The 22,924-nt window shown below is 51.2% G+C and carries 20 protein-coding genes and 1 riboswitch; of the genes, 7 read left to right on the top strand and 13 right to left on the bottom strand.

The window, feature by feature from the left end; genetic code table 11:
• Nucleotides 1-332 precede the first annotated feature (332 nt).
• Complete coding sequence (locus tag DYU11_RS29305) at nucleotides 333-1,589, top strand: exonuclease SbcCD subunit D C-terminal domain-containing protein (protein ID WP_119671297.1); 1,257 nt, start codon at nucleotides 333-335, stop codon at nucleotides 1,587-1,589.
• On the top strand, nucleotides 1,561-4,644 hold the full coding sequence (locus DYU11_RS29300) for an AAA family ATPase (protein WP_119671296.1): 3,084 nt from the start codon (nucleotides 1,561-1,563) through the stop codon (nucleotides 4,642-4,644). The genes DYU11_RS29305 and DYU11_RS29300 overlap by 29 nt, the downstream gene beginning before the upstream one ends.
• Before the next feature lie 47 nt (nucleotides 4,645-4,691).
• On the opposite strand, the gene DYU11_RS29295 is transcribed toward DYU11_RS29300, so the two are convergent.
• The 3 genes from DYU11_RS29295 to DYU11_RS29285 all read right to left on the bottom strand — a co-directional run bounded on the left by DYU11_RS29295 (nucleotide 4,692) and on the right by DYU11_RS29285 (nucleotide 8,069).
• Nucleotides 4,692-5,516, bottom strand: coding sequence for an enoyl-ACP reductase FabI (locus DYU11_RS29295; RefSeq protein ID WP_119671295.1), 825 nt, complete (start codon nucleotides 5,514-5,516; stop codon nucleotides 4,692-4,694).
• Nucleotides 5,517-5,628: 112 nt separating this feature from the next.
• Nucleotides 5,629-6,666, bottom strand: coding sequence for an alpha/beta hydrolase (locus tag DYU11_RS29290; protein WP_119671294.1), 1,038 nt, complete (start codon nucleotides 6,664-6,666; stop codon nucleotides 5,629-5,631).
• On the bottom strand, nucleotides 6,663-8,069 hold the full coding sequence (locus tag DYU11_RS29285) for a methyltransferase RsmF C-terminal domain-like protein (protein WP_119671293.1): 1,407 nt from the start codon (nucleotides 8,067-8,069) through the stop codon (nucleotides 6,663-6,665). Before DYU11_RS29285 ends, DYU11_RS29290 begins: the two co-directional genes overlap by 4 nt.
• A gap of 47 nt (nucleotides 8,070-8,116) precedes the next feature.
• On the opposite strand from DYU11_RS29285, the gene DYU11_RS29280 reads away from it, so the two are divergent.
• Nucleotides 8,117-8,632: a KdsC family phosphatase gene (locus DYU11_RS29280; protein ID WP_119671292.1), complete on the top strand. Its 516-nt coding sequence runs from the start codon at nucleotides 8,117-8,119 to the stop codon at nucleotides 8,630-8,632.
• A gap of 62 nt (nucleotides 8,633-8,694) precedes the next feature.
• Nucleotides 8,695-9,684, top strand: coding sequence for an isoaspartyl peptidase/L-asparaginase family protein (locus tag DYU11_RS29275; RefSeq protein ID WP_229366108.1), 990 nt, complete (start codon nucleotides 8,695-8,697; stop codon nucleotides 9,682-9,684).
• A 69-nt stretch (nucleotides 9,685-9,753) separates the two neighbouring features.
• Here the strand turns inward: DYU11_RS29275 and DYU11_RS29270 are convergent, their stop codons facing one another.
• From DYU11_RS29270 to ettA, 5 genes are all read right to left on the bottom strand, one after another.
• The gene (locus DYU11_RS29270) at nucleotides 9,754-10,575 is read right to left on the bottom strand and encodes an aminotransferase class IV (RefSeq protein WP_119671304.1); all 822 of its coding nucleotides are present in this window, start codon (nucleotides 10,573-10,575) and stop codon (nucleotides 9,754-9,756) included.
• A gap of 293 nt (nucleotides 10,576-10,868) precedes the next feature.
• Nucleotides 10,869-11,732 carry a CE1 family esterase gene (locus DYU11_RS29265; protein ID WP_119671290.1) on the bottom strand — a complete coding sequence of 288 codons (864 nt, stop codon included), beginning with the start codon at nucleotides 11,730-11,732 and terminating at the stop codon, nucleotides 10,869-10,871.
• 65 nt (nucleotides 11,733-11,797) lie between these two features.
• Nucleotides 11,798-12,151, bottom strand: a complete 354-nt coding sequence (locus DYU11_RS29260) for a helix-turn-helix domain-containing protein (RefSeq protein WP_119671289.1) — start codon at nucleotides 12,149-12,151, stop codon at nucleotides 11,798-11,800.
• Between the two features lie 3 nt (nucleotides 12,152-12,154).
• A complete protein-coding gene (locus DYU11_RS29255; RefSeq protein WP_229366107.1) occupies nucleotides 12,155-12,451 on the bottom strand; it encodes a type II toxin-antitoxin system HigB family toxin in 297 nt (98 codons plus the stop codon).
• Nucleotides 12,452-12,460: 9 nt separating this feature from the next.
• Nucleotides 12,461-14,128 carry an energy-dependent translational throttle protein EttA gene (gene ettA / locus DYU11_RS29250; protein ID WP_119671287.1) on the bottom strand — a complete coding sequence of 556 codons (1,668 nt, stop codon included), beginning with the start codon at nucleotides 14,126-14,128 and terminating at the stop codon, nucleotides 12,461-12,463.
• A 72-nt stretch (nucleotides 14,129-14,200) separates the two neighbouring features.
• Here ettA and DYU11_RS29245 point away from each other — a divergent pair, with 72 nt between their 5' ends.
• Both DYU11_RS29245 and DYU11_RS29240 read left to right on the top strand, forming a co-directional pair.
• Nucleotides 14,201-15,478, top strand: a complete 1,278-nt coding sequence (locus DYU11_RS29245) for a DUF349 domain-containing protein (protein ID WP_119671286.1) — start codon at nucleotides 14,201-14,203, stop codon at nucleotides 15,476-15,478.
• Between the two features lie 92 nt (nucleotides 15,479-15,570).
• A complete protein-coding gene (locus DYU11_RS29240) occupies nucleotides 15,571-15,840 on the top strand; it encodes a hypothetical protein (RefSeq protein WP_119671285.1) in 270 nt (89 codons plus the stop codon).
• Here DYU11_RS29240 and serS read toward each other — a convergent pair.
• The 5 genes from serS to DYU11_RS29215 form a co-directional block, all read right to left on the bottom strand.
• Nucleotides 15,837-17,123 carry a serine--tRNA ligase gene (gene serS, locus DYU11_RS29235; protein ID WP_119671284.1) on the bottom strand — a complete coding sequence of 429 codons (1,287 nt, stop codon included), beginning with the start codon at nucleotides 17,121-17,123 and terminating at the stop codon, nucleotides 15,837-15,839. The genes DYU11_RS29240 and serS overlap by 4 nt on opposite strands.
• 65 nt (nucleotides 17,124-17,188) lie before the next feature.
• Nucleotides 17,189-18,517, bottom strand: a complete 1,329-nt coding sequence (locus tag DYU11_RS29230; RefSeq protein ID WP_119671283.1) for an aspartate kinase — start codon at nucleotides 18,515-18,517, stop codon at nucleotides 17,189-17,191.
• 79 nt (nucleotides 18,518-18,596) lie between these two features.
• Entirely contained in the window at nucleotides 18,597-19,103 is a 507-nt protein-coding gene (gene ribH, locus DYU11_RS29225) for a 6,7-dimethyl-8-ribityllumazine synthase (RefSeq protein WP_119671282.1), read from the bottom strand.
• A gap of 163 nt (nucleotides 19,104-19,266) precedes the next feature.
• Nucleotides 19,267-19,962, bottom strand: coding sequence for a tetratricopeptide repeat protein (locus DYU11_RS29220; protein ID WP_119671281.1), 696 nt, complete (start codon nucleotides 19,960-19,962; stop codon nucleotides 19,267-19,269).
• Nucleotides 19,963-20,044: 82 nt separating this feature from the next.
• Nucleotides 20,045-20,272 carry a DUF4926 domain-containing protein gene (locus DYU11_RS29215; RefSeq protein WP_119671280.1) on the bottom strand — a complete coding sequence of 76 codons (228 nt, stop codon included), beginning with the start codon at nucleotides 20,270-20,272 and terminating at the stop codon, nucleotides 20,045-20,047.
• Nucleotides 20,273-20,350: 78 nt separating this feature from the next.
• Nucleotides 20,351-20,447, top strand: a riboswitch (TPP riboswitch).
• Nucleotides 20,448-20,510: 63 nt separating this feature from the next.
• Here DYU11_RS29215 and DYU11_RS29210 point away from each other — a divergent pair.
• Complete coding sequence (locus tag DYU11_RS29210; protein WP_119671279.1) at nucleotides 20,511-22,892, top strand: TonB-dependent receptor; 2,382 nt, start codon at nucleotides 20,511-20,513, stop codon at nucleotides 22,890-22,892.
• Nucleotides 22,893-22,924 lie beyond the last annotated feature (32 nt).

Raw genomic sequence — 22,924 nt, 5'->3', positions numbered from 1 at the left:
TACCTGTAATGTGCTGACAAACAACGGGTTGCGTTTATTTTGTCGGCGTGTTTCCCTCATTTGGGACTGCAAAGGTAGGCGCTTTCTGGCCCCCTGTCAAGACCCCGCCCCAAAATAATTTGGAGATATTTAAGGGCTATTTTGCAACTGTCTGATATCACGCCTTTTAGCTCTGGTAATTTTTTGAAAAAATTTCCACCCCTGCTCTATAAACCGAAATCAGCTGGGTAAATAGCGCTTTAGGCGGCTTTAGGCTTCGTTTTACTGTCTCTACGTTTTATCTTGCAGTCAGTCTATTACTAACTTGGTCACTTATCTTTTATTGTGGCGTTATGAAAATACTGCATACAGCGGATTGGCATCTGGGAAAACGACTGTATAAACATGATCTCCGCGATGACCATGAGTTGTTTCTCAACTGGTTAGCCACTTTGATTGATGAGCGGGACATTGATGTTCTCTTAATCTCCGGGGATGTGTTTGATACGACCAACCCGAACGATGGGTCGATGTCGCTTTATTACAAGTTTCTGACTCGTATGCTTCCGCTTGGCCGGAGACTTATCATAACTGGTGGCAATCATGACTCGGCCAGTAAGCTGAACGCCCCGAGGGAACTGCTACGTCATTTGAATATTCATGTTGTCGGATGTACTACTCACGATTGTGCTGAAGAAGTAGTTCGGCTGGCGACGGGATCAACGGATTTGCTGATTGCTGCTGTTCCCTATCTTCGGGATGCTGATCTGCGTCAATCAATTTCGGGACAGACCTTCGACGAACGGATTGAGGCCGTCCGAACCGGGATTCGCAATCATTACGAACGTATCATTGACTATTGCTGTCAGGCGTATAAAGATGTACCTAAACTTGCTATGGGGCATCTGTATGTTAATGGAGCCACAACCTCTGAAAGTGAGCGGGAGATCCACAGCGTTGGAGGTCAGGCCGCCTTCTCCTCGGAGCAATTTCCTGCTGGATTTGATTACGTGGCGCTGGGCCACATTCACGTTCCCCAGACTATCGGCGCCAATCAGGCGGTTCGTTACAGTGGTTCGCCTATTCCCCTAAGTTTTGGTGAACGCGATAATCGTCATCAACTGCTGGAGTTGACAATCGATAACGGGGCGGTGGTTCGCGTGGAATCTGTACCTGTACCGCGCTTTAGGACGTTGCGGCACGTTGGCGGTTCGATGGATGAAGTACGTGATACGCTGGAAAATCTGAATTTGCCGGAGGATACGTTACCGATGCTGGTAGACGTACTGGTTGAGGAAGAAAACGAAAGTTTGAGCGTTCGTAAGCATTTCGAACAGTTGCAACGCGACTATGCCCAGGCTGCTTTTCAGATTGCCAAAACCCGGCTGGTATTCCGTAATAAGCTGAAGGGGCTGGACTCACTATACGTAGCGGATACGATACTTCAGGACCTTACGTATCTCGACGTTTTTGGCCGACGGCTGGATGCATCGCTGGTTGAAGGTGATGATCGACTGACACTCGTAGATACGTACAAGAAACTTTACAAGATGGTTACGGAGCAGGCGGCTCCTCTTCTGCATGAAAATTCGACAAATACGCTTTCGTAACATCAATTCTTTTTACGGCGAACATCCGCCAATTGTTTTCACGAATGGGCTTTTAAGCTCCACTGGCCTTTTTGTAATTGCCGGGCCAACCGGTGCCGGAAAGTCGACGCTGCTTGATGTGATTACACTGGCCTTGTTTAACCGTGTGCCACGGCTGTCGGGGGCAGTTTCGTTAACCAATATTACGGACGAAGGCCTACTGGTTAACCAACAGGCGGCCCGCGAAGTGAATTCGGCGGCTTACGCTGAGGTTGAATACGAAGTGGGTGGCGATGTGTATCGATCTCGCTGGTCTATCAAGAAGAATCGCAACGGCAACTGGAATAATTACGAGATGGAAGTGGCCCGGCTGAAAGACGATCAGCCGCTGGGTGTGCTATTTCCAATCAAAGATTTACGGGACTTTCCTAAAAAGAATGAGGAGTTAATTGGGCTTACGTACGAGCAGTTTGTCCGCTCGATTGTACTGGCGCAGGGCGCTTTTGATCAGTTTTTGAAAGCCAAATCGGCGGAGCGGAGCAAAATGCTCGAACGGATAACCGGAACGGAAATCTACCGTCAATTGAGCCAACGGGCGTATGCTACCAACAAACAGTTTGAGGAGTATCTGGTAAGCAAACGGCGTGAGGTTGAGCTGATTCAGGTGCTGAGCGAAGACGCTGTACAAACCCTGAAAGCACAGCAGAAAGATACGGACGCTCAACTTAAGGCGCTTGATGAGGAAATCAGCCAGCTTTCTGATGAACAGGCGCTTTGGCGACAACTTTCGGAGGCCGATCAGCAACTTAGCCTTCTGGAGAAGCGACAGACAGTGCTTGCGCAAAAGTCTGATGAATTTTCTACCAGTGCGCACCAATTGCAACGCCATAAGCAGGTAGCAGACTTGGCCGTTACGCTGGAAACCATCCGTGGGCTGGAATCCCGTCGCGATGCGGTCGCGGCTTCCCGTCGGCAATCAGATCAAGTTATTCAATCACTAACCCATCAGCTTGCCAACGTACTTGACCAGGCTAAATCACTTACGCAGGCCAAGTTTATAACGGAAGAAACGTTTGAAAAAGAAATTGATGGGTTTAAGGAGCAGGTACTTGACCTGACCGGCAAGATTGAAGCGGAGCACGAACGTAGTAAACGACCACTGCAAAGCATCCAGCAAACCCTCAAGTCGGCTTCGCATGAGTGGTTTCGACAGATTGATCTGGCGAAGCCGGAGGTGGCGGCTCAGCAGGTTGCCGAGCGGTACCACACGCTTTCGGTGCAACTGGTCCAGTTAGAACAGGAGTACGCTCACGTATCGACGGAGACCATTAATCAGGAGATTAACCATCTGTACGAGCGGGAGAACCAGCTTACGTCGCTGATTACGGTGCTGGAAGAACAGCAAACCCGGTTGTCGGAGGGGATGACGCTGAAAACCAAGGCCGAACAGATCGATCAGCTCATTCAGCAGAAAGCCGACTCACTGACCAAGCTTGAGCAGGAGGTGAAGCGACTCGAAGCCCGAAAAAATGAACTGGAAGCCATCAGAACCCGCCTGCAAACCGAAGCGAATCTGGATGAATTACGGAAAGGTTTAACCAACGGATCGCCTTGTCCGCTCTGTGGCTCGCTGAATCATCCGTACGCCCAGCACTACGTTCAGCAGACGGGCGAAAACGAATTATTGCTACGCATTGCTACCGCCGACTGGCAGGAAAAGCAAAAAGAATACGAAGCACTTCGTCTGGAATTGATTGAGGATCAGGCCAACGAACGAGCGTTTAACGAGCGCCGGAATGAATTGAGGCAGCTCTGGTTCGCCAAAAAGAAAGAAGTGACGGATCAGTTGACAATGCTGGCAATTGACTCGTCTGTTGGTCCGGAGTCGTTGAAAGACTCCAAGAAGCTACTCATGCTTCAGCGCGATGAGTTGGACAACCTACGTTCGTTGTGGGCGCAGGATGTTACGTTGCGACGGCTCCTCGATGATTTTAACGCCTTGTCCGACAGTCGAAAAACCATGACCGAGCTGACTCAACAAAAAGCAGCTTTGTATCCGGATAGCAATATTCGCGAGGTTTGCGACCAACTGACTGAACGCTTCTATCAGTTGCAGACTCAACTGGCCACACAGACCGGGCTTCTAGAAAAGGTGACTGCTGAGTACATAACTCTCGATCAGGAGTGGACTACGCTTACACAATCCCTACAACCCCAACTGATGGAGCGGGGGCTGACGGACATAGCAACCGCACGCGCTTGTCTGTTAGATGCCCCAGTGGTCAGCCGGCTCCAGGAACAACAGACTGCACTGGAACGGGAAGCCGACGAGCTCAAGCGCCGACGCCAGGACGAAGAAGCCAAACGAGCGGATGCGCAGGCAGCCCGCCGGACAACCTTATCTGCCGACGAGATTAATCAGCAGCTTCTTTTAAAGAAAGCGACCGAGCGGAAAACTCGGGAACGCGTTGGGTACATCAAAAAACAGCTCGAACACGATCGTGAGCAGCGAAAGCGTCAGAAGAAGCTGACCGATGAGCTTATTAAACTTGAGACGGAAGCCCATCCGTGGCGACAGCTTAACCAGTTGATCGGCAGTGCTAAAGGCGATGAGTACAGTAAGTTTGCGCAGGGACTGACACTGGCCCAACTGATTGGTTTATCGAACCGGCGCCTGCGGGAATTATCCGATCGATACCTGCTGCTGAAGCCGCGCGATGGTCAGGATGAGCTGTACGTACTGGATCAGTACCAGGGAAGTACGGAGCGGTCGGTATCAAGTTTGTCGGGGGGAGAAACGTTTACGCTCAGTCTGGCACTGGCCTTGGGTTTATCCGATCTGGCTTCGCAGAACGTACAGATAGAGAGTCTGTTTATAGACGAAGGCTTCGGTACGCTCGACCCCGAGAGTCTGGACACGGCCATCGTTATGCTGGAAAAGCTACAACACGACAGCAAAAAAACTATTGGTATTATTTCTCACCGACACGAGATCAAAGAGCGAATCAGCGTTCAGATTCAGGTTGAAAAAGGGCCGGACGGGAACAGCAAAATCAAGGTAGTAGAGTCATATTAAACTGAAAAAGGCTACCGACGAGGTAGCCTTTTTCAGTTTAATATGGTTTAGGCCTGTCGACTGGCCAGCAGCGACTGCACCACTTCTTCTGAAGCACCAGTCATTGAGAAACCACCATCGTGGAAGAGGTTCTGCATGGTTACCATCCGCGTCAGATCGGAGAACAGCGTAATGACGTAGTCGGCGCATTGCTCAGCGTTTGCGTTGCCCAGCGGAGCCGTAGCCTCAGCAAAATCAAAGAACTTGTCGAAACCACCGATGCCTGACCCGGCCGTTGTTACGGTTGGCGACTGAGACACTGTATTGACACGAACTTTGCGGAATTTGCCATACTGATAGCCGAAACTACGGGCAATCGATTCCAGCAGGGCTTTAGCATCGCCCATATCCGAATAGAATGAGAACGTACGCTGGGCCGCCATGTACGACAGCGCCACTACGGAGCCCCATTCGTTGATGGCGTCGAGCTTGTAGGCAGTCTGCAGCATTTTGTGCAACGACATGGCCGAAACGTCGAGGCTTTGCTTGAACCACTCGTAGTTCAGATCGGTGTATTGTCTGCCTTTCCGGATGTTAGGGCTCATGCCTATGCTGTGTAGCACAAAGTCTACTTTGCCACCCAGAATGTCGGTTGACTTATTGTAGAGATTTTCGAGGTCTTCAACTGACGTAGCATCCGCCGGGATGATTTCCGCTTCACACTGCTCAGCCAGTTGCTTGATAGCACCCATCCGCATCGCGATCGGCGCATTGGTCAGGGTAAAGATGGCGCCTTCTTCCTTTGCTTTGAGGGCGACTTTCCAGGCAATTGATTTTTCGTCGAGGGCACCCGAAATGATGCCGCGCTTTCCTTTCAGTAATCCGTAAGCCATTTAAGAGTTTTCAGTTTACAATTTTCGATCTGTAGCCCAGCACCACAAACCGTTTTGTCGTTTTGCTCCTTCAGTTGTGAGTTCGAAGCGATTAAAACCGATCAAAGTTAGATTATTTTTTTGGGTTAAGCGCCAAGGTCGCCGTTACGGCCGGTACGGGCTTTACATCCAGCACCTCTTCGATGAATTTTTCGGTGGCATTGTAAACACCGATCAGATCGTGTGACGTGAACCGCGATGAGATTACGTGTTCGCCAGATTCAGGAAACGCGACCTGTTGTTTTTTATCGGCTGGGGTTCCCAGCTGTTCATACATAGAGAGCATAGCCGGAACAGAAACGACTTTGTCCTGATGGTCGTCGTCCTTATAATAGTACCCAACAAAAACAGGCTGCTTTACTTTTTGAAAAACCTCTTCGGTCATGTGCTCGTCGAGCATGGTTTGAAGCGCCAGTAAGCCATTGGTGTGGTAGCTGGTGAACCAGTACTGGTTGCGACCTTTCTGCTGGTACGTATTGACGACGTGTTTCCCGCCGAAAACCTGATCCAGTATCTGCGTGCCCCACGGCTTGGTCACCAGCTTCAGGGCTGGGTTAGCTACGGCAATGCAGGGTGAATACAACACAAGCCCGGTGATATCGGGGTGGTGAGCAGCCAGGTACAACGACAACATACCTCCCGCCGACGTACCGATCAGGATAACGTTATCGCCCAGCGCCCGCCCGATAGCCAGCGCCCGCTCGGCGGAAGCTACGTACTTGGCGGGGGTTAAGTCTTTGAGCGCATCCGGCGAATCGACGCCGTGGCCGTGCATGCGTGACAGGTACAAATTGCAGCCAAACTTCTTTGCCAGTTGTTTATGCACAGGATCACCTTCGGCCCAACTAGCGGTGAAGCCATGAATATAAACGAGGCTGTAGGGTGTTTTCTGCTTACGGTTACTATCGGCCCAAACAATCCGGGCTTCGTTATCCGGTTTAAGGTGAGCGGCTTTCTCACTGCTGGCAATGGCCTGTTCAAGTTTAACCAGGTCAGGATCGAGCGAAACAGGTTCGTCTTTAATCGGGTCGAAATGGTTGCTCGGCCCAACCGAATAGCCAACAATGATTACGGCCAGAATCAGGCCAATGATGATCAGGAAACGTTTCATAGCTCTCGAATATCCATGCGGATACGCCAGTCTTTAGGTAGGTAGTTATTTACGCGGTTCCCGACGCCCTTCATCCAGCCTATATTCAAGCCTTCGTAACGAGCCAGCAACCACCCTTTGGCAGGTTCACTCAGAATTAGGTTTTCTTTCTTAAAGTACCGCAACGCATCCTCCTTACTTAACGATACGGCGGGCAATTCACCGGCGATGGCTGTACTCAGCGCCAGCGCATGGGCCGGAACAAAGTCATTGCCTTTGAATACGCCCATATCTAATCCAAAGCCTTTGTTACGCAAGGCGTTATCCAAAAATAAGAAATCTTTTTCCAATGCTTTCGGCAAGGCCATCACATCCTGATTGGGTTTTTCCCAAAATGAGTATTCGGTAGGTAGTTTCAGCCATTGTGCCGCCTGTGCCGTTTCGCGGGGACGTAGTTGTCTGATCGTCCGAAAAGTCCGGGCATTTAGCTTAACGGCCGGCGTGAAAGCTGTTTTCTGGAAGACACTGATGAAGAAGCCTTCACCTTTGACACGGTGCGGGTAGCATTGATAACCATACGCGCCTTCGGTTGTCTGGCGTTCTTCGATTCGCCACTCGGCGGGCAGATTGAGTGGCCGACCGCTGAATCCATTTTGAGTCAGATACCGGAGATTGTCGTCGTTTTCGGCGTCGTTGTACGTACAGGTGCTGTAGATAAGAATACCGCCCTGATCGACCAGGGGTGCAGCGGCCGACAGGATACGTTTCTGACGGGCGGAGCATAACTGAACGTTGTTTTCAGACCATTCCTGAACCGCTTCGTGGTCTTTCCGGAACAACCCCTCGCCCGAGCAGGGGGCATCGACCACCACGACGTCGAAAAATCCGTTGAGGTTGCCAAACTCTTCGGGGTCATGACTGCTGACCACTACGTTCGGGTAGCCCCATTTATCCATGTTCTCGCGCAGGACCGGTACCCGGCTGCGAATCACTTCGTTGCAGATAAGCAAACTGTCGGGGTGCAGCGCCGACGCCAGCAGGGTACTTTTACCCCCCGGAGCAGCGCAGAGGTCGAGCACGCGCAGGGGCCGATTTATTTTGACGGTCTGCCGCAGGGCTTCGTCCAGCAGCATCGACGATGCTTCCTGCACGTAGTACGCTCCGGCCTGAAACAGCGGATCAAGCGTAAAGCTGGGGCGTTCGGGCAGATAAAACCCCTCGGCGCACCAGGGCACCCGCTCCAGCCCTTCCGTGGTCAGGTGGCGTTTGCGGGGGTTAACCCGGATACTGACGGGCGGCTCCTGAGTCAGCGCGGCCTCAAACGCCGGTAACTCCTCTCCCAGCAGCGCCTGCATCTGCGCTTTGAACGCCGAAGGTAGTTCCGTCGGCAACAAGTTCGACGGTGACGGGGTTTGGTTATTCATCCGGTAAAATTACGGAACCGGCCGTCCCTTTTTGCTAAACTTACATTATGTCTGATTTATTCAACCGTTTCAAGCGAGTCAAAACATTCATTTTTGATGTAGATGGTGTTCTAACCGACGGAAGCGTCAACGCGCTGGATTCCGGCGAATGTTTCCGAACCTTTTATATCCACGACGCTTATGCCATTCAGCACGCTATCCGAACGGGTTTTCACGTAGCAATCATCTCGGCGGCCAACACCGAGGGCGTTCGCAAGTGGTTAACCATCCTGACCGTAAAAGATCTGTTTATGGGTGGCCCGAACGACCAGAAGATCAATGCTTATCTTGGTTTTCTGACCCGCGACAGCCTACAGGAAGAAGAGGTTCTGTACATGGGTGACGACATTCCTGACTATGAAATACTTCGTCGGCCAGCGCTCGTCAGTACGTGCCCGGCCGATGCCGTGGATGAAGTTCAGGCCACTTGCGACTACGTATCACCCAAAATTGGTGGTCGGGGAGCGGTGCGGGATGTGATTGAACAGGTCATGAAAGCCCAGAGCGTATGGTTCAATGGATAAGGATTGGTGAACAACTTATGATGAAAAAACTTTTGCTAGTATTGTCAGTGACAGGAATTGTAATGACAGCAGATGCACAAACCAATCAGAATATAGCGCTTGTAATCCACGGTGGAGCGGGTACCATTTCGCGCAAAAACATGACCCCGGCGAAAGAGAAGGCGTATCGCGAAGCGCTCAACCGTTCGTTGCAGGCCGGTTACGCCGTTCTGAAAAAAGGCGGTACGAGTCTGGATGCGGTCGAGGCTGCGATCCATGTGCTGGAAGACTCTCCTCTGTTCAATGCAGGCAAAGGAGCAGTATTCACGCACGATGGTAAGCATGAACTCGACGCCAGCATTATGGACGGTAAAACGCTTAAGGCCGGGGCCATTGCGGGCGTCACCAACATCAAAAATCCGATCAGTACGGCCCGGCGTGTGATGGAGCAATCGGAACACGTTATGCTGATGGGTGAGGGCGCCGAAACGTTTGCCAGACAGCAGGGTGTGGAGCTGGTCGAGCCAGCGTATTTTTATACGGAGGCCCGTTGGCGAGCTTTACAAGAAGCTATCAAAGAAGAAAAGACCGTGCTGGATCATACCGGCGATACAACCGGAGCGCTGTTCGACGACCAGATTTTCGTTGAAGGCAAAAAGTTTGGGACTGTCGGCTGTGTTGCTCTGGATCAGTACGGTAATCTCGCGGCCGGTACGTCGACGGGCGGTATGACCAACAAACGCTACGGCCGGGTTGGCGATGCCCCAATTATTGGTGCCGGTACGTATGCCAACAACGCAACCTGCGCCGTATCGGCCACGGGTCACGGCGAGTTCTTTATCCGCTCCGTAGTCAGCTATGACATATCGGCCCTGATGGACTACAAAGGCCTGAGCGTTCAGCAGGCCGCCGACGAGGTAGTGATGAAGAAACTGGTCAAACGCGGTGGCGAAGGGGGTGTTATTGCACTTGACCGTAACGGCAACATTGCCATGCCGTTCAATTCGGAGGGAATGTACCGGGGCTACATCAAAGCCGACGGCAGTAGTCAGGTATTGATATATAAAGATTGACTGATTGAGTTGTAGAATGATTGAATTGAGATCATCGGCAACAATTCAATCATTCAATAACTCAATCATTCAATAACTGGCCGTAAGCTCATCGAATCGCTCCAGTAAATACGCTGCCTTTGGGCCGGGCTTTCCCTCCCCAATGGTCAAATCGCCAATCTGGACAATGGGCAGCACTTTCTTGGTCGAGCTGGTTGTAAACGCTTCGTCGGCGTCATACAGCTCGGAGAGCAGTACCGGACGTTCCTGAACCTGAAAATCGTCCTGCGCTAACTGCATTACGGTTCGGCGGGTGATGCCGTGAAGGATATGTCGGTTGGGCGTAATGAGCCGTTCGCCTTTGATAATAAAGAAGTTGCTGCGGCTCAGTTCACTGATTTCGCCCCCTTTCTGGTACAGAAGATCGTGCGCTCCGGCGGCTTTAATGGCATCGGCCATCAGGATTACGCGTTTATAGTCGGTGCTTTTTACCTCCGCCATTTCCCGAACGTATTCATCCAGAATAACCTTAATGCCTTCCTCGTACTGACGCGGTGTGACGGGGTGAATATCTTCAGTCAAGATGAGCAGGTTTGGCCGCACGATGCTGATGCTGTCGAGAGCATAGCCCCCGGTCAGGACAAAGCGCACGGCTACGTCGGCTAACCCACTTTTCTCGATCAAATCCATCACTACGGCATACGTCTCTTCTTTTTCCAGCGGCAACGACAGATGCATACGCATGGCCGAGTTCTGGAAACGCTGCCAGTACCAGTCCCATTGAAACGGACGGCCGTTGTAGGTCAGGAAATAATCGAATAAGCCGTAGCCGCGAAGCAGGCCCAGGTCAGTAACCCCAACCCCAATCTGGTCAGCGGGCGTGATGGTGCCGTTGAAATAGCCGTAGTGCATAAATGCGTTATCTTTACTGAAGGCAAAAGTACAGTAAATGAGCATAACACCCCGGATGCGCTCTCGAAATTCGCTGACGCCGAAGCCTACGATTAATGATCGGGATCTTTATGGCTGGCCGGGCAATAATCGCGCTGACGATATTGCTGTATTGGGCAGGCTAGTTTGTGTCGAATGAGACGCAGAAGTGGCTTGCTTTAGGTGATAAGAACGTCGTTGGGGTGTTATTTAAAGCGCACCGAATGCCGATGGCTCAACTCAACGAGAACAAACACTTTACTACTGATAGAACTTTACAATTGTCGTTTAAAAAACGCTAAAGCTTCCAGATAAACGTTAATGTCGTTTGGGTAGTCGTGCTTTCCGTTGATTACTTTCAGAAGCGTTACTTCGGGCTTGTCTTTTTCACGGAACGTGTATTTCTCAATAACTTTCCCGTCGTTGAGGTCTGTATCTGGCAAGAGCTGTCTGGCTGGTTCACCAGAGTAACCCGCCAAAGCCGACCAATACTGAAACGTCCGGTCTGTTGACCGAACGAACCCCAGATTCATCTGTGAACCTAGCTTCACCTCTCCACCCTGGTAGGGGTTGATGTCGTCGGCAGTACCGTTAATGATCAGGACAGGCAAGGCAACGCGTCGTTCAGGGCAATCGAAATTATTCGTATCAGGCAAGTTGGCAATAATGGCCGTAATTGCCCGAAATCGTTCGGGCATGGTTAGCGCCAGTTTATAGGCCATATGTCCCCCACCGGACGTACCAATTACAAAAACCTTCTGCTCATTAATCCGGTAGTTTTTCCTGAAGTAATCGATCATAGCCCCAAAAAAGGCATTCTCGTCAATATTGATCGCATTAGCCTCAGCGGGCGAAGCTTTCCGGCACTCGTTCCAATATTTTTTATAACCGTCCGGGTACACCACTAACAGGTTTTCCGCAGGAGCAATAGCTTCCAGTTTTTTTGCTCCGTCCCGAACCTGGAGGCCTGTTCCACCCGACCCATGCAGGGCAAAAATCAGGCTTGCGTTCTTGGCCGCCGGTTTCAGAAAATGAAAGGATCGGTAATACCCATCAATCAGCAGAGAATCATGAACTACCTGACTTTGGGCTGGCTGAATGGCACAAATAAGCAACAGGAGCAAGGCGTATTTAGCCATAATTTGTTGACGCTGTCAAATGTGGGCTGGGACGTCGTGGTTTGGTTGCCTGCGTCGGTTTAATGTCAATACGCCAGCAAACTCTCCGCTGGAATATGTAATTGCTGATAGAGCCGCTTAATCATCTCAAGCGTAAGTGGCTGGCGCCGACTGAGTATTGCTTCGGCGGTTTGTTCCCCACCAAGATAGGCTGCTATTTCTTTCTCCGACATGCCGGTTTGATCCATCCGAAAACGAATTGCATCGATTGGATCGGGGGGAGCAATTGGATAGTGTTCGCTCTCGTAATTTTCGACTAAAATGGATAGCACATCCAGTTCATCGGCTTCTTCGCTGTCATCCGGACAGTCAATCAACGCGTCAATCCGACTAAGAGCTTCCTGGTAATCGGCTTCGGTTTTGATAGGCTTAATGTTCATGACTCAGATGTTGGCGATGTCTTTTATACTATCGTACTCTTTGTGAGTACCGATGAAACGAATATAAACTCGTTTGTATTTGTAGCGAAATATTACAACAAGTCGGTACTTATTGTGGCAGATGTTAAAAACGATTCGATTATTCCTTACCGTGTCGGCCGTCGGGTAATCACGGATAACTTCGTTCGAATTCTGATACGTTGCTTTCTTAATCTCACTATGCCACGCCCGAAGCGCCCCTTCGGCGTCCGGGTATTTCTCCCAGAACGCCTTTAGGGTACTTACGGATATGATATGCATCGCCACTACCTATACCAGCTTCTTATACTTTATCCGGGTCGGTGTGGCATCGGTGCCGAGCCGCTTCCGACGGTTTTCTTCGTATTCGGAGAAGTTGCCCTCAAACCAATACACCTGCGAATCGCCTTCAAAAGCCAGAATGTGCGTCGCGATCCGGTCCAGGAACCAGCGGTCGTGGCTAATTACCACGGCGCAACCCGCGAAGTTTTCGAGGCCCTCTTCCAGCGCCCGCAGGGTGTTTACGTCCAGGTCGTTGGTTGGCTCATCGAGCAGCAACAGGTTAGCGCCTTCTTTCAGCATCATTGCCAGGTGAACGCGGTTCCGCTCTCCACCCGACAGGTTAGCAATCTTTTTCTCCTGATCGGAACCAGTGAAGTTAAAGCGGCTACAATACGCCCGGGCGTTGCTCTGCTTGCCACCCAGCATCACCCATTCGCTGCCTCCCGAAATGGTTTCAAACACCGTTTTGTTGGGATCGAGGCCGTCGTGCTCCTGGTCGACATACGCCCACTTAACAGTGTCGCCCACATCGAACGTACCGGCATCCGGCTTTTCGCGGCCGGTGATCAGTTTGAACAGCGTCGTTTTACCGGCACCGTTCGGACCGATGATACCGACAATGCCCCCCTGGGGTAATCTGAATTCCAGTTGTTCGAACAGAAGTTTATCCCCGAACGCTTTGGCCACGTTCTCGGCTTCGATTACTTTGGCACCCAGTCGCGGTCCGGGCGGGATAAAGATTTCCAGTTTATCCTCGCGCTGTTTGGCATCTTCGCTGAGCAGCTTCTCGTAAGCGCCCAGACGAGCCTTCGACTTGGCCTGACGAGCTTTGGGGGCCATTCGTACCCACTCCAGTTCACGCTGTAAGGTCCGTTGCCGCTTCGACTCGGTTTTTTCTTCTTTGGCCAGACGAGCTTCTTTCTGCTCCAGCCACGACGAGTAGTTTCCTTTCCAGGGAATGCCTTCGCCCCGATCGAGTTCGAGAATCCAGCCCGCTACGTTGTCGAGGAAGTAACGATCGTGCGTTACGGCGATAACCGTTCCTTTATATTGGCGCAGGTGTTCTTCCAGCCAGAGTACGGATTCTGCATCCAGGTGGTTGGTCGGCTCATCGAGCAGCAAGACATCCGGCTCCTGCAACAACAGTCGGCACAGAGCGACGCGTCGTTTTTCTCCGCCGGACAGATTACCGATGACGGCGTCGGACGGGGGTGTCCGTAGCGCATCCATAGCCCGCTCCAGTTTTGTATCCAGTTCCCAGGCGTTATGGCGATCAAGTTTCTCCTGTACCTCGGCCTGCCGGGCGATCAGTTTATCGAAGTCCGCATCCGGGTCGTTAAAGCCTTCGTTGATCTCATCGAACTCTTTCAGCAGGTTCACGACTTCCTGTACCCCCTCTTCCACTACCTCCCGAACGGTCTTCGTAGGGTCCAGTTGCGGCTCCTGTTCCAGCATACCAACGGAGTAGCCAGGCGAGAACACAACCTCCCCATTATAGCTTTTATCAACCCCGGCAATTATTCGTAAAAGAGTAGACTTACCGGAGCCATTAAGCCCCAAAACGCCGATTTTGGCACCGTAAAAAAAGGAAAGGTATATGTTCTTTAGGATTTGTCGGTTTGGCGGAATAATTTTACTCACGCCCGCCATAGAGAATATAATGGTTTCTTGACTCATTATTTTCAATATTTTTGTGGTTGGCAAATATCCTAAAATTAACCCAGAGCGCAGCCCTAACCCAGGAAAATAATGGAAAACGCTTCACTGGTAGATGAATACGGTTACGTCAAAGACGGAAAGGTATTTTTGAAAGGCTACCTTGAATATGAAGACCGCCAGATCGGCGAAGTCAAACGAACAGAGCAGGAAGCGCTCGACTACTTTAAGAATCGCTTCATCATTGCCGAAAACAAGGTAAGCCAGTTAGAGCACGACATCGAGGAGGCTCAGAACAAGGGCTCCTATCTGACCAAATTGGTGCAACTTCGCAAGAAGCTGCTTGGTTTTGATGCGCTTGGCGACTTCCCTCCCCTGCTTAAACGGTTGGATGATCAGGAGGCCGTCCTGACTGAGCTGATTAAAACAAACCAGCTTAAGAACCTTGAAATTAAGCGGGCGCTTATTGCTGAAGCCGAAGCCATCGCCGACAGTACCGACTGGCGCACAACGGCGGATGCGCTTCAGGAAATCAAGACGAAGTGGATTAAAACTGGCCCCGTCGACAAGTCCGTTGAGGCTGAGGTTGAAGGGCGCTTCCAGGAATTGCTGGATGGCTTCTTCCAGCGTCGGCGCGAGTTCTTCAACGAACAGAACAAAATTATTCAGGAGCGTCTGGATAAATATGATGAACTGATTCGTCTGGCGTTTAGGGCTGGCCGTAACCCGGATCTGGATGCGGCTTACCAGGAGATTCGCCGGTTGAACAACGCCTGGAAAATGGTGGGCGAAGTACCCATCAAGAAGAGCGGTAAGCTGTACAAGCAGTTCAAGAAAGCGACCACGAACTTCTATACGAAGTACAACGACGCTAAGGGGATCGTGATTCAGAAACGGGTTGATCCACGTATTGAAGCGCAGATGAAAATGGCTGACGAAGCTGAGCGACTGGCCAAGCAGTCGGATATTTTCGCAGCTGCCGAGCGGGCTAAAGTACTGCTCAATAGCTGGAAAGAAATCAAGGTACCGTTCAAAATGCAGGACAAGCAGTTGAACGAGCGCTTCCGGGCCGCGTGCGACAAGATTTTCGAGCTGAGCTACCTGGGCCGCGTGCTGAGTCGAAAGTACCCGGCATTTGAACTGAAAAGCCAGTCTGAGCAGATTCGCACGAAAATCCGGGAAATGGAATACCTGGTTCGCCGGGAAAAGAGCGACTTACAACTTGCGCTGCAGGATGCTGATTCGCTTGATCCAAACAACGACGCCGACAAGCAGATTCTGAACAAGATCAATACCCAGAAACGCAAGATCGCTATGAAAGAAACAATTCTACGTGAATTTCAAAAGCAGTTAGAAACAGTAGGGTTTTAATCGATACACATACAAACGAAAGCGGGTCATGATGCACATCATGACCCGCTTTCGTTTGTAAACTGATTTGTTTCGGACAATGTTAATACGCTATGGAAACGACACAAACCGCCATTGACCTCTTTGCTGACGCGCTGCGTGATGCAGCCAATCGGCGTCAATTTGTCCGCCTTGAATACCTGACTGATCTCCACGAGTTCATTAAAGCCGACGTGTTGCTGAAAAACACAACTACAACGGATGGAGCCGACGTACTCGAACTAGCGAATGGCGAACTGGTTCCATTTGACCACGTTGTCAGCATTAGTGGTCAGCTTTCACCCCGGTACCCCGGCTATGGCAACTACTCGTGTGATTGTTAGTTGATCACATCGAAGCCGCAGTAGGGCACCAGCACACCAGGAATCCGGATGCCTTCGGGCGTCTGGTTATTTTCCAGAATAGCCGCCAGAATCCGGGGTAATGCCAGCGCCGAGCCGTTCAGCGTGTGCAGCAGCTGGGTCTTACCGTCTACTTTGTACCGAAGCTTCAACCGGTTCGCCTGGTACGTTTCAAAGTTTGATACTGAACTTACCTCCAGCCAACGCTGCTGGGCGGCTGACCAGACTTCCATATCGTACGTCAGCGCCGATGTAAAGCCCATATCGCCCCCGCAGAGCCGCAGCACCCGGTACGGCAACTCAAGCTTCTGCAACAATGACTGTATGTACTGGCTCATTTCCTCCAATGCCTGATAAGACTCTTCGGGCTTCCGGATCTGCACGATTTCAACTTTATCGAACTGGTGCAACCGGTTGAGCCCCCGAACGTGCGCCCCCCACGAGCCGGCTTCGCGCCGGAAGCAGGGCGTATAGCCTACGTTCTTAACCGGCAAGTCGTTTTCCGTCAGAATTACGTCGCGGTACAGGTTCGTGATTGGTACTTCGGCCGTTGGAATCAGATACAATTTGTCTTCCTTGACGTAGTACATCTGTCCTTCCTTATCCGGTAGTTGACCCGTGCCGAATCCGGACTCTTCGTTGATGACAATCGGCGGCTGAATTTCGAGGTAACCCGCTGCCAGTGCCTGATCCAAAAAGAAATTAATCAAAGCCCGCTGAATACGCGCCCCTTTACCTTTATACACAGGGAAACCGGCACCAGTGATTTTTACACCCAGTTCGAAGTCGATAAATGGTCCGCCGTCGCGGTCATACTTTTTGATAAGCTCCCAGTGAGGCAGGGCGTCGGCGGTCAACGTCGGCTTTTCCCCGTGTTCGAGCACGACTTCGTTGTCTTCGGCAGAGCGGCCTTCCGGTACGCTGCTATGGGGCAGGTTGGGGAGCGTAACCAGTACGTTCTGCAACTGCTGCCCGATAAACGTCAGGTCCTCGTCCAGTCCTTTTGAAATGGCTTTCAGTTCGGCGGTCTCTGCTTTGGCCGCTTCGGCAGCCGCTTTATCGCCGGACTTCAATAAAGCCCCGATTTCTTTGGCTTTGGCATTTGAACGGGCCAGTACATCGTCCAGTTCTTTCTGCGTGTCCCGCCGTTGCTGATCAAGCTGTATTACCTTGTCGACAATGGCTTCGGCATCAGCGACGTATCGTTTACGCAGCCCCGCCAGCGTGGCTTCTTTATTCTCGCGGATGAAGGCAATTTGTAGCATAATGAAACACGGGATTTCGCCCCGTAGATGAGTGAATGTTATTGCCGGGACTACTGCTTTAGTGATTAATTTAAATCAAACAGCCCCTCATTAAGTGCATTGAGCGCATCGGCTTTGTAGCGGCTGTGCATCAGCAACGATATGTTGTGCTCCGTCCCGCCATACGAAATCATACGAATCGGGATTCCCTCCAGCGCTTTCAGGACCTGCAGCGCAATGCCCGGATTGTCGGCGCTGAAGTTCCCGACGATGCAAACGATCGTCTGTTCGTAGTCCGGCTCTTCCAGTTCACAGAACGTACGCAATTCATCCATCAGCGGTTGAACATTCGCGGGATTGTCGATGGTAACCGATACGGAAACCTCCGACGTAGCAATGAGGTCGACCGGAGTTTTGTGCTTCTCAAAAATCTCGAAGATCCGACGCAGAAAACCATAGGCATTCAGCATTCGGGTCGAGTGAATATACAGTGCCGTGATACCGTCCTTGGCTGCAACCGCCTTGAAAACCTGGTCGGAAGTCCGATCGGCGATCAACGTACCTGGCGCTTCGGGGTCCATGGTATTCTTCAACCGAACCGGCACACCCTTCATTTTGGCCGGTGTGATGGTTGACGGATGCAATATTTTGGCTCCAAAATAGGCTAATTCAGCCGCTTCGTCGAAGGTCAGTTCGCGGATAGGGAACGTCTTCCGTACGATTCGGGGGTCGTTATTGTGCATCCCGTCAATATCCGTCCAGATCTGGATCTCTTCCGCCCGGATCGCTCCGCCAATCAGGGAGGCCGTGTAATCGGAGCCTCCCCGTTTGAGGTTATCTACTTCACCCCGTGGATTGCGGCAGATAAACCCCTGGGTTACCAGAATCTGCTTGTCCTGGTGCTGGGTTAAAATCTCAGCCAGGCGTTGTTCCGTATACTCCAGTTCCGGCTCATTATCGGCGTCAATCCGCATGAATTCAAGGGCTGGCAGCAAGGTTGAACGAACCCCTTCCTCGTCCAGATAGGCCTGAAACATCTGTGTACTCAGGAGTTCGCCTTCAGCCACCAGTTCCTTTTCCTGCTTCAACGTGAACGGTTTGATGCGCGTTAACGACCGGATGAATGAAAACTCGTTGTCAACAACCTGCCGACCGGCCTCTACTCCGGCACTGGTCTTGTACAGGTCCTGAATAAAGGCGTCGTAATGCGCTTTCAGACTGTCAATTTGCTTGTTAGCCTCAGCATCATTGTTTGCCTTCAGCGATTCGCCAATAGCCAGCAGGGCATTTGTTGTACCTGACAACGCCGACAGCACCACCACCTTGCGGGTATCATCGCTGGTGATGAGTTGACGAATTGAGTGCATCCGCTCCGGCTTACCTACCGAAGTTCCTCCGAATTTCCAGACGTGCATGTTTAAAGAACGAAAGAGTGAATGAGCGAAAGAGTGGATGAGCCAACGTTTTCGTGTTTAGTCATCCGCATCTTATTCTCTATTTGAACTGAAATGAATAAACCTGTTTTTGGAGTCCCAGCATCTTGATGGCAGTCATGGCCGCTTCGTCGCCTTTGTTGCCGTGTTTGCCACCTGCCCGGTCCAGTGCCTGTTGCTGGTTATTGGGAGTCAGCACACCGAATATGACCGGTTTACCCGTTTTGATACTGACATTCGTCAAACCCTGCGCGACCGCGTGGTTAATGTAATCGTTGTGCTTCGTTTCGCCCTGGATAACGCAGCCCAGACAAATCACAGCGTCAATATCGTCGCGCTGGGCAAACCACTGAGCGCCGAGTGTTAACTCATAACTCCCCGGTACGTTTCCCCGAATGATGTTGTCAGATTTGGCCCCGTATTGCAGGAGCGTCTCATACGCCCCGTTAAAAAGGGCTTCCGTTACGTCGCTGTTCCATTCAGCCACTACAAGGGCAAACCGGTGAATGCCGATATCGGGTAGGTTGTCGGTGGAAAAAACACTTAAATTTTTGAGTTCAGATGCCATGAGCGGATGTTTATATGCTTAATAGCCAGGAGCTGTTGGAATAGAGTATGGATCGATATTTTATCTGCGTAGTCAGGGGCAATTCAACCTGGGGAATATGAAAAAAGGGACAAACCCTTCGACCGGCTTTGTCCCCTGCTGTATTGATTTCGTTCAGATACGCTTATGACTCGCCGACCGTCGCTTCGAGCAACGATTTATATTTCTTGGCACTTACGGCCTCGGCAGACTGCGCGTATTTTTCGATGATTTCGTTGTAAGCGTCGATGGCTTTATCGTTTTGCTTGGCCTGCTCATGGGCAGTTGCCAGTTTCAGCAGATAAGCCGGCGTAAAGAACTTATTGGGTTTATAATCAGCCGCCTTCTGGTAAGCATCAGCCGCTTCGGCGTAGCTTTTCTTTTCCATGTAGGCATCGCCAACCAGCGCATACGCCCGGGCCTGCACCAGCAAGTCAGACGATTTAAAGTCTTCCAGGTGGGCGATGGCTTCATCGTATTTACCGTCCTTCAACAACGCCATACCGGCATAAAACTCGGCCAGATTACCGGCATCCGTTGCGCCGTAGTTATCGGCTACAGCGAGTAGTCCCGGTGCGCGGCCATCGCCGTTGAGCGCTTTTTTCAACGAGTCGGCTTCGAGTTGATAGACAGACGGAAACAGTTCAGCCTGAGCGGTCTCATCCTGACTGCTCACGTAAAACCGGTATCCGAAGAAACCAATCAGTAATAGAGCAATCCCGCCCACTACCGCTAAAACTATATTCCGGTTCTGCTGGAAAAAGTAACCCACCTCTTCCATTTTCCCCTCTAATGCGTCCGGGTCCTCTAAAAACTCCAGTCCGGTGTTCTTCTTGCTCATGCTTTTGCAATTTGGATTGCAAAATTAGGAATATTTGAGATTGCGGAAAAGTGTAGCACTCAAAAGTTTACTGAAACAATTCTTAGCGAACGGCCGTATCGCGTACCGCCATGACTTCGGAGGCCCTTACTTCCCGGATCTGATGCGGCAATAAGGTCTCTACTGCCACCGTTTCTCCGGTCAACGTTACAAACTCAACTTCGTAAGCTTTCCCTTCTGCATACACGGTCAGGATCGTTCCTATATCGCCCGCCTTCAATCGACTGTTCGTTACATCTTCGTTTAACACGACCAGATCAAACTCATTCATACCTGTACTAACTGGTTCTACTACCAAACGTCCTGTGCTTGGTCTTGTTTTACAAAAACGCTTAACTTTGCGCCTGCTAATCTTAAAAAGGGGTGCCCTACCATTACGGGCTGAGATTATACCCATTGAACCTGCTCCGGGTAATGCCGGCGAAGGGAACTGGATTTCTTACTAAAACAACCATCATGTCAAACCAAAGGTAGGATTGGCCCCTTGCCTATCGTAACCATTTTTCGCCATGAAGAAAGGTACGACCTATCTTTTCCTGCTGATTGCGCTGCTTTGGCAGTCAGTCCTGCCCGTGTGGGCTCAATTAACTATTTCGGGTACCGTTAGTGATGCCGACGGCGGTACGTTACCTGGAGCAGCCGTTACGCTCGAAGGCACGTACAAAGGCTCCTTTACCGATGCCAGCGGGGCGTTCCGGCTCGACAACCTCAAACCGGGGCCGCTGACCTTACGCGTATCCCTGCTCGGCTATGAACCGACCACCCAGGCCCTGACGCTCAACGAGAACACGACGCTGACCATTTCGCTCAAAAAATCAGCGGTGCTCGTCGATGAAGTGGTCGTTAGTGCAACGCGGGCCAATCAGAAGTCTGCTATTGCCTACACCGACGTATCACGCCGGGAGTTGAACAAACTCAATCTGGGTCAGGACATCCCGGTGTTGCTCAACTACACGCCTTCGCTCGTAACGACATCGGACGCCGGTGCGGGCGTGGGGTATACCAGCTTCCGTATCCGGGGGTCGGATGCCACCCGGATCAACGTAACGCTCAACGGTATTCCGTACAACGACGCTGAATCGCAGGGGACCTTTTTTGTCAACCTGCCGGATTTTGCGTCGTCGGTCAGCAGCATCCAGATTCAGCGGGGTGTTGGTACATCGACGAACGGAGCCGGTGCTTTCGGGGCTTCGGTTAACATTCAGACCACTAGCCTGGAAAAGCAACCGTATGCCGAAACGAACGTTTCGGCCGGCTCATTCGGCACTCGTAAGGTAAACGTTCTGGCTGGAACGGGTCTGCTCAATAACCATTTCGTACTTGACGCCCGCTTATCGAAAATCTATTCCGACGGCTATATCGACCGCGCCTTTTCCGATTTGCGCTCTTTTTATCTATCGGGAGGATACTACACGAATAAGAGCTTTTTTCGGCTCAACATCTTTTCGGGCCAGGAACAGACGTATCAGTCGTGGGGCGGAGTGCCCGAAAACCTCCTGGCAACAAACCGAACTTACAATCCATACACCTACGACAATGAAACCGATAACTATCAGCAGGATAACTATCAGTTCATTACGTCGCACGAACTGACCCGTAAGCTTCGGCTTAATGCCTCATTGTTTTACACGAAAGGAAAAGGCTATTACGAGCAGTTCCGAACGGACGATATGCTCAGCAATTATGGTTTACAACCCATTGTTGTCGGTGATTCGACCATCCGCCGGTCGGATATCATCCGTCGGCTCTGGTTAGACAACGATTATTATGGCACGGTTTTCTCGCTGGACTACAACAGCTTTGGTAAGTTCACGGCGAACTTCGGTGGTGGCTGGAACCAGTATACAGGCAAGCATTTTGGCGAAATCATCTGGGCTCGCTTTGCCGGCGCCAGCAACATTCGGGATCGCTATTATGAAGATGATGCCACGAAAACCGACTTTAACCTGTACGCCAAGGGGTTTTATCAGTTCACGCCCAAACTCAATAGCTACATTGATGCGCAGATCCGGACGGTTGGTTATTCATTCCTGGGCTTTAACAGCCAATTGCAGAATGTGCAGCAGGACGCGAATCTGACGTTCTTTAATCCCAAGGCTGGATTCACTTACACCCTGAACGACCGCAATTCGGTGTATGGGTCGGTTGGTGTTGCTCACCGGGAACCTAACCGCAACGATTACACACAATCAACCCCATCGAGCCGTCCGAAAGCAGAACGACTGATCGATTACGAAGCGGGTTATAAAATACAGACTGAGCGATTAGCCTTTACAGCCAATGCGTATTATATGAACTACCGTAATCAACTGGTGCTGTCGGGGCAGTTGAATGATGTCGGGGCTTACAACCGGATTAATATCCCGCGTAGTTACCGGGCTGGTATTGAACTGGAACTGGGTGCCCGGCTGGCCAAGCAACTTCGCTGGAATGCAAATGCGACGTTTAGCCAGAACAAAATTGAAAACTTTACGGAATACCTCGACAACTTTGATAACGGTGAGCAGGAGGCCAGAACGTACCGGGAAACGGACATTTCGTTCTCACCCAACGTAATAGCCGGCTCTCAGTTGCTGTACACACCCGTAAAAGGCCTCGAAGTAGGGCTGCTCTCGAAGTATGTGGGCAAGCAATACCTCGACAATACGTCAAACGAAAGCCGCAAACTAGACCCATACTTCGTCAACGACATCCGGGTTATTTATGCGTTTAAGCCAAAGTTTGCGCAGGAGATCGCGTTCACCTTGCTGCTGAACAACGTCCTGAACGAGCTGTACGAGTCGAACGGCTACACGTATGCCTACATTTCAGAAGGCCGCGTAACGGCTGATAATGGCTATTATCCGCAGGCCGGCCGGAATTTTCTGGCGGGTGTTCGGGTGAGATTCTAAGCGCTCCTGAACGCAGATGACGCTGATTGAGC

The organism is Fibrisoma montanum (assembly GCF_003583365.1).
GTDB lineage: Bacteria > Bacteroidota > Bacteroidia > Cytophagales > Spirosomataceae > Fibrisoma > Fibrisoma montanum.
The sequence above is the reverse complement of the archived record's forward strand: the minus strand, read 5'-3'. Positions and strand labels throughout refer to the sequence as shown.

Bases quoted from the DNA above. Each gene is read 5' to 3' on its own strand.
- DYU11_RS29305 (WP_119671297.1), top strand. From the start codon at position 333: ATGAAAATACTGCATACAGCGGATTGGCATCTGGGAAAACGACTGTAT.
- DYU11_RS29300 (WP_119671296.1), top strand. From the start codon at position 1,561: ATGAAAATTCGACAAATACGCTTTCGTAACATCAATTCTTTTTACGGC.
- DYU11_RS29295 (WP_119671295.1), bottom strand. From the start codon at position 5,516: ATGGCTTACGGATTACTGAAAGGAAAGCGCGGCATCATTTCGGGTGCC.
- DYU11_RS29290 (WP_119671294.1), bottom strand. From the start codon at position 6,666: ATGAAACGTTTCCTGATCATCATTGGCCTGATTCTGGCCGTAATCATT.
- DYU11_RS29285 (WP_119671293.1), bottom strand. From the start codon at position 8,069: ATGAATAACCAAACCCCGTCACCGTCGAACTTGTTGCCGACGGAACTA.
- DYU11_RS29280 (WP_119671292.1), top strand. From the start codon at position 8,117: ATGTCTGATTTATTCAACCGTTTCAAGCGAGTCAAAACATTCATTTTT.
- DYU11_RS29275 (WP_229366108.1), top strand. From the start codon at position 8,695: ATGACAGCAGATGCACAAACCAATCAGAATATAGCGCTTGTAATCCAC.
- DYU11_RS29270 (WP_119671304.1), bottom strand. From the start codon at position 10,575: ATGCACTACGGCTATTTCAACGGCACCATCACGCCCGCTGACCAGATT.
- DYU11_RS29265 (WP_119671290.1), bottom strand. From the start codon at position 11,732: ATGGCTAAATACGCCTTGCTCCTGTTGCTTATTTGTGCCATTCAGCCA.
- DYU11_RS29260 (WP_119671289.1), bottom strand. From the start codon at position 12,151: ATGAACATTAAGCCTATCAAAACCGAAGCCGATTACCAGGAAGCTCTT.
- DYU11_RS29255 (WP_229366107.1), bottom strand. From the start codon at position 12,451: ATGCATATCATATCCGTAAGTACCCTAAAGGCGTTCTGGGAGAAATAC.
- ettA (WP_119671287.1), bottom strand. From the start codon at position 14,128: ATGAGTCAAGAAACCATTATATTCTCTATGGCGGGCGTGAGTAAAATT.
- DYU11_RS29245 (WP_119671286.1), top strand. From the start codon at position 14,201: ATGGAAAACGCTTCACTGGTAGATGAATACGGTTACGTCAAAGACGGA.
- DYU11_RS29240 (WP_119671285.1), top strand. From the start codon at position 15,571: ATGGAAACGACACAAACCGCCATTGACCTCTTTGCTGACGCGCTGCGT.
- serS (WP_119671284.1), bottom strand. From the start codon at position 17,123: ATGCTACAAATTGCCTTCATCCGCGAGAATAAAGAAGCCACGCTGGCG.
- DYU11_RS29230 (WP_119671283.1), bottom strand. From the start codon at position 18,517: ATGCACGTCTGGAAATTCGGAGGAACTTCGGTAGGTAAGCCGGAGCGG.
- ribH (WP_119671282.1), bottom strand. From the start codon at position 19,103: ATGGCATCTGAACTCAAAAATTTAAGTGTTTTTTCCACCGACAACCTA.
- DYU11_RS29220 (WP_119671281.1), bottom strand. From the start codon at position 19,962: ATGAGCAAGAAGAACACCGGACTGGAGTTTTTAGAGGACCCGGACGCA.
- DYU11_RS29215 (WP_119671280.1), bottom strand. From the start codon at position 20,272: ATGAATGAGTTTGATCTGGTCGTGTTAAACGAAGATGTAACGAACAGT.
- DYU11_RS29210 (WP_119671279.1), top strand. From the start codon at position 20,511: ATGAAGAAAGGTACGACCTATCTTTTCCTGCTGATTGCGCTGCTTTGG.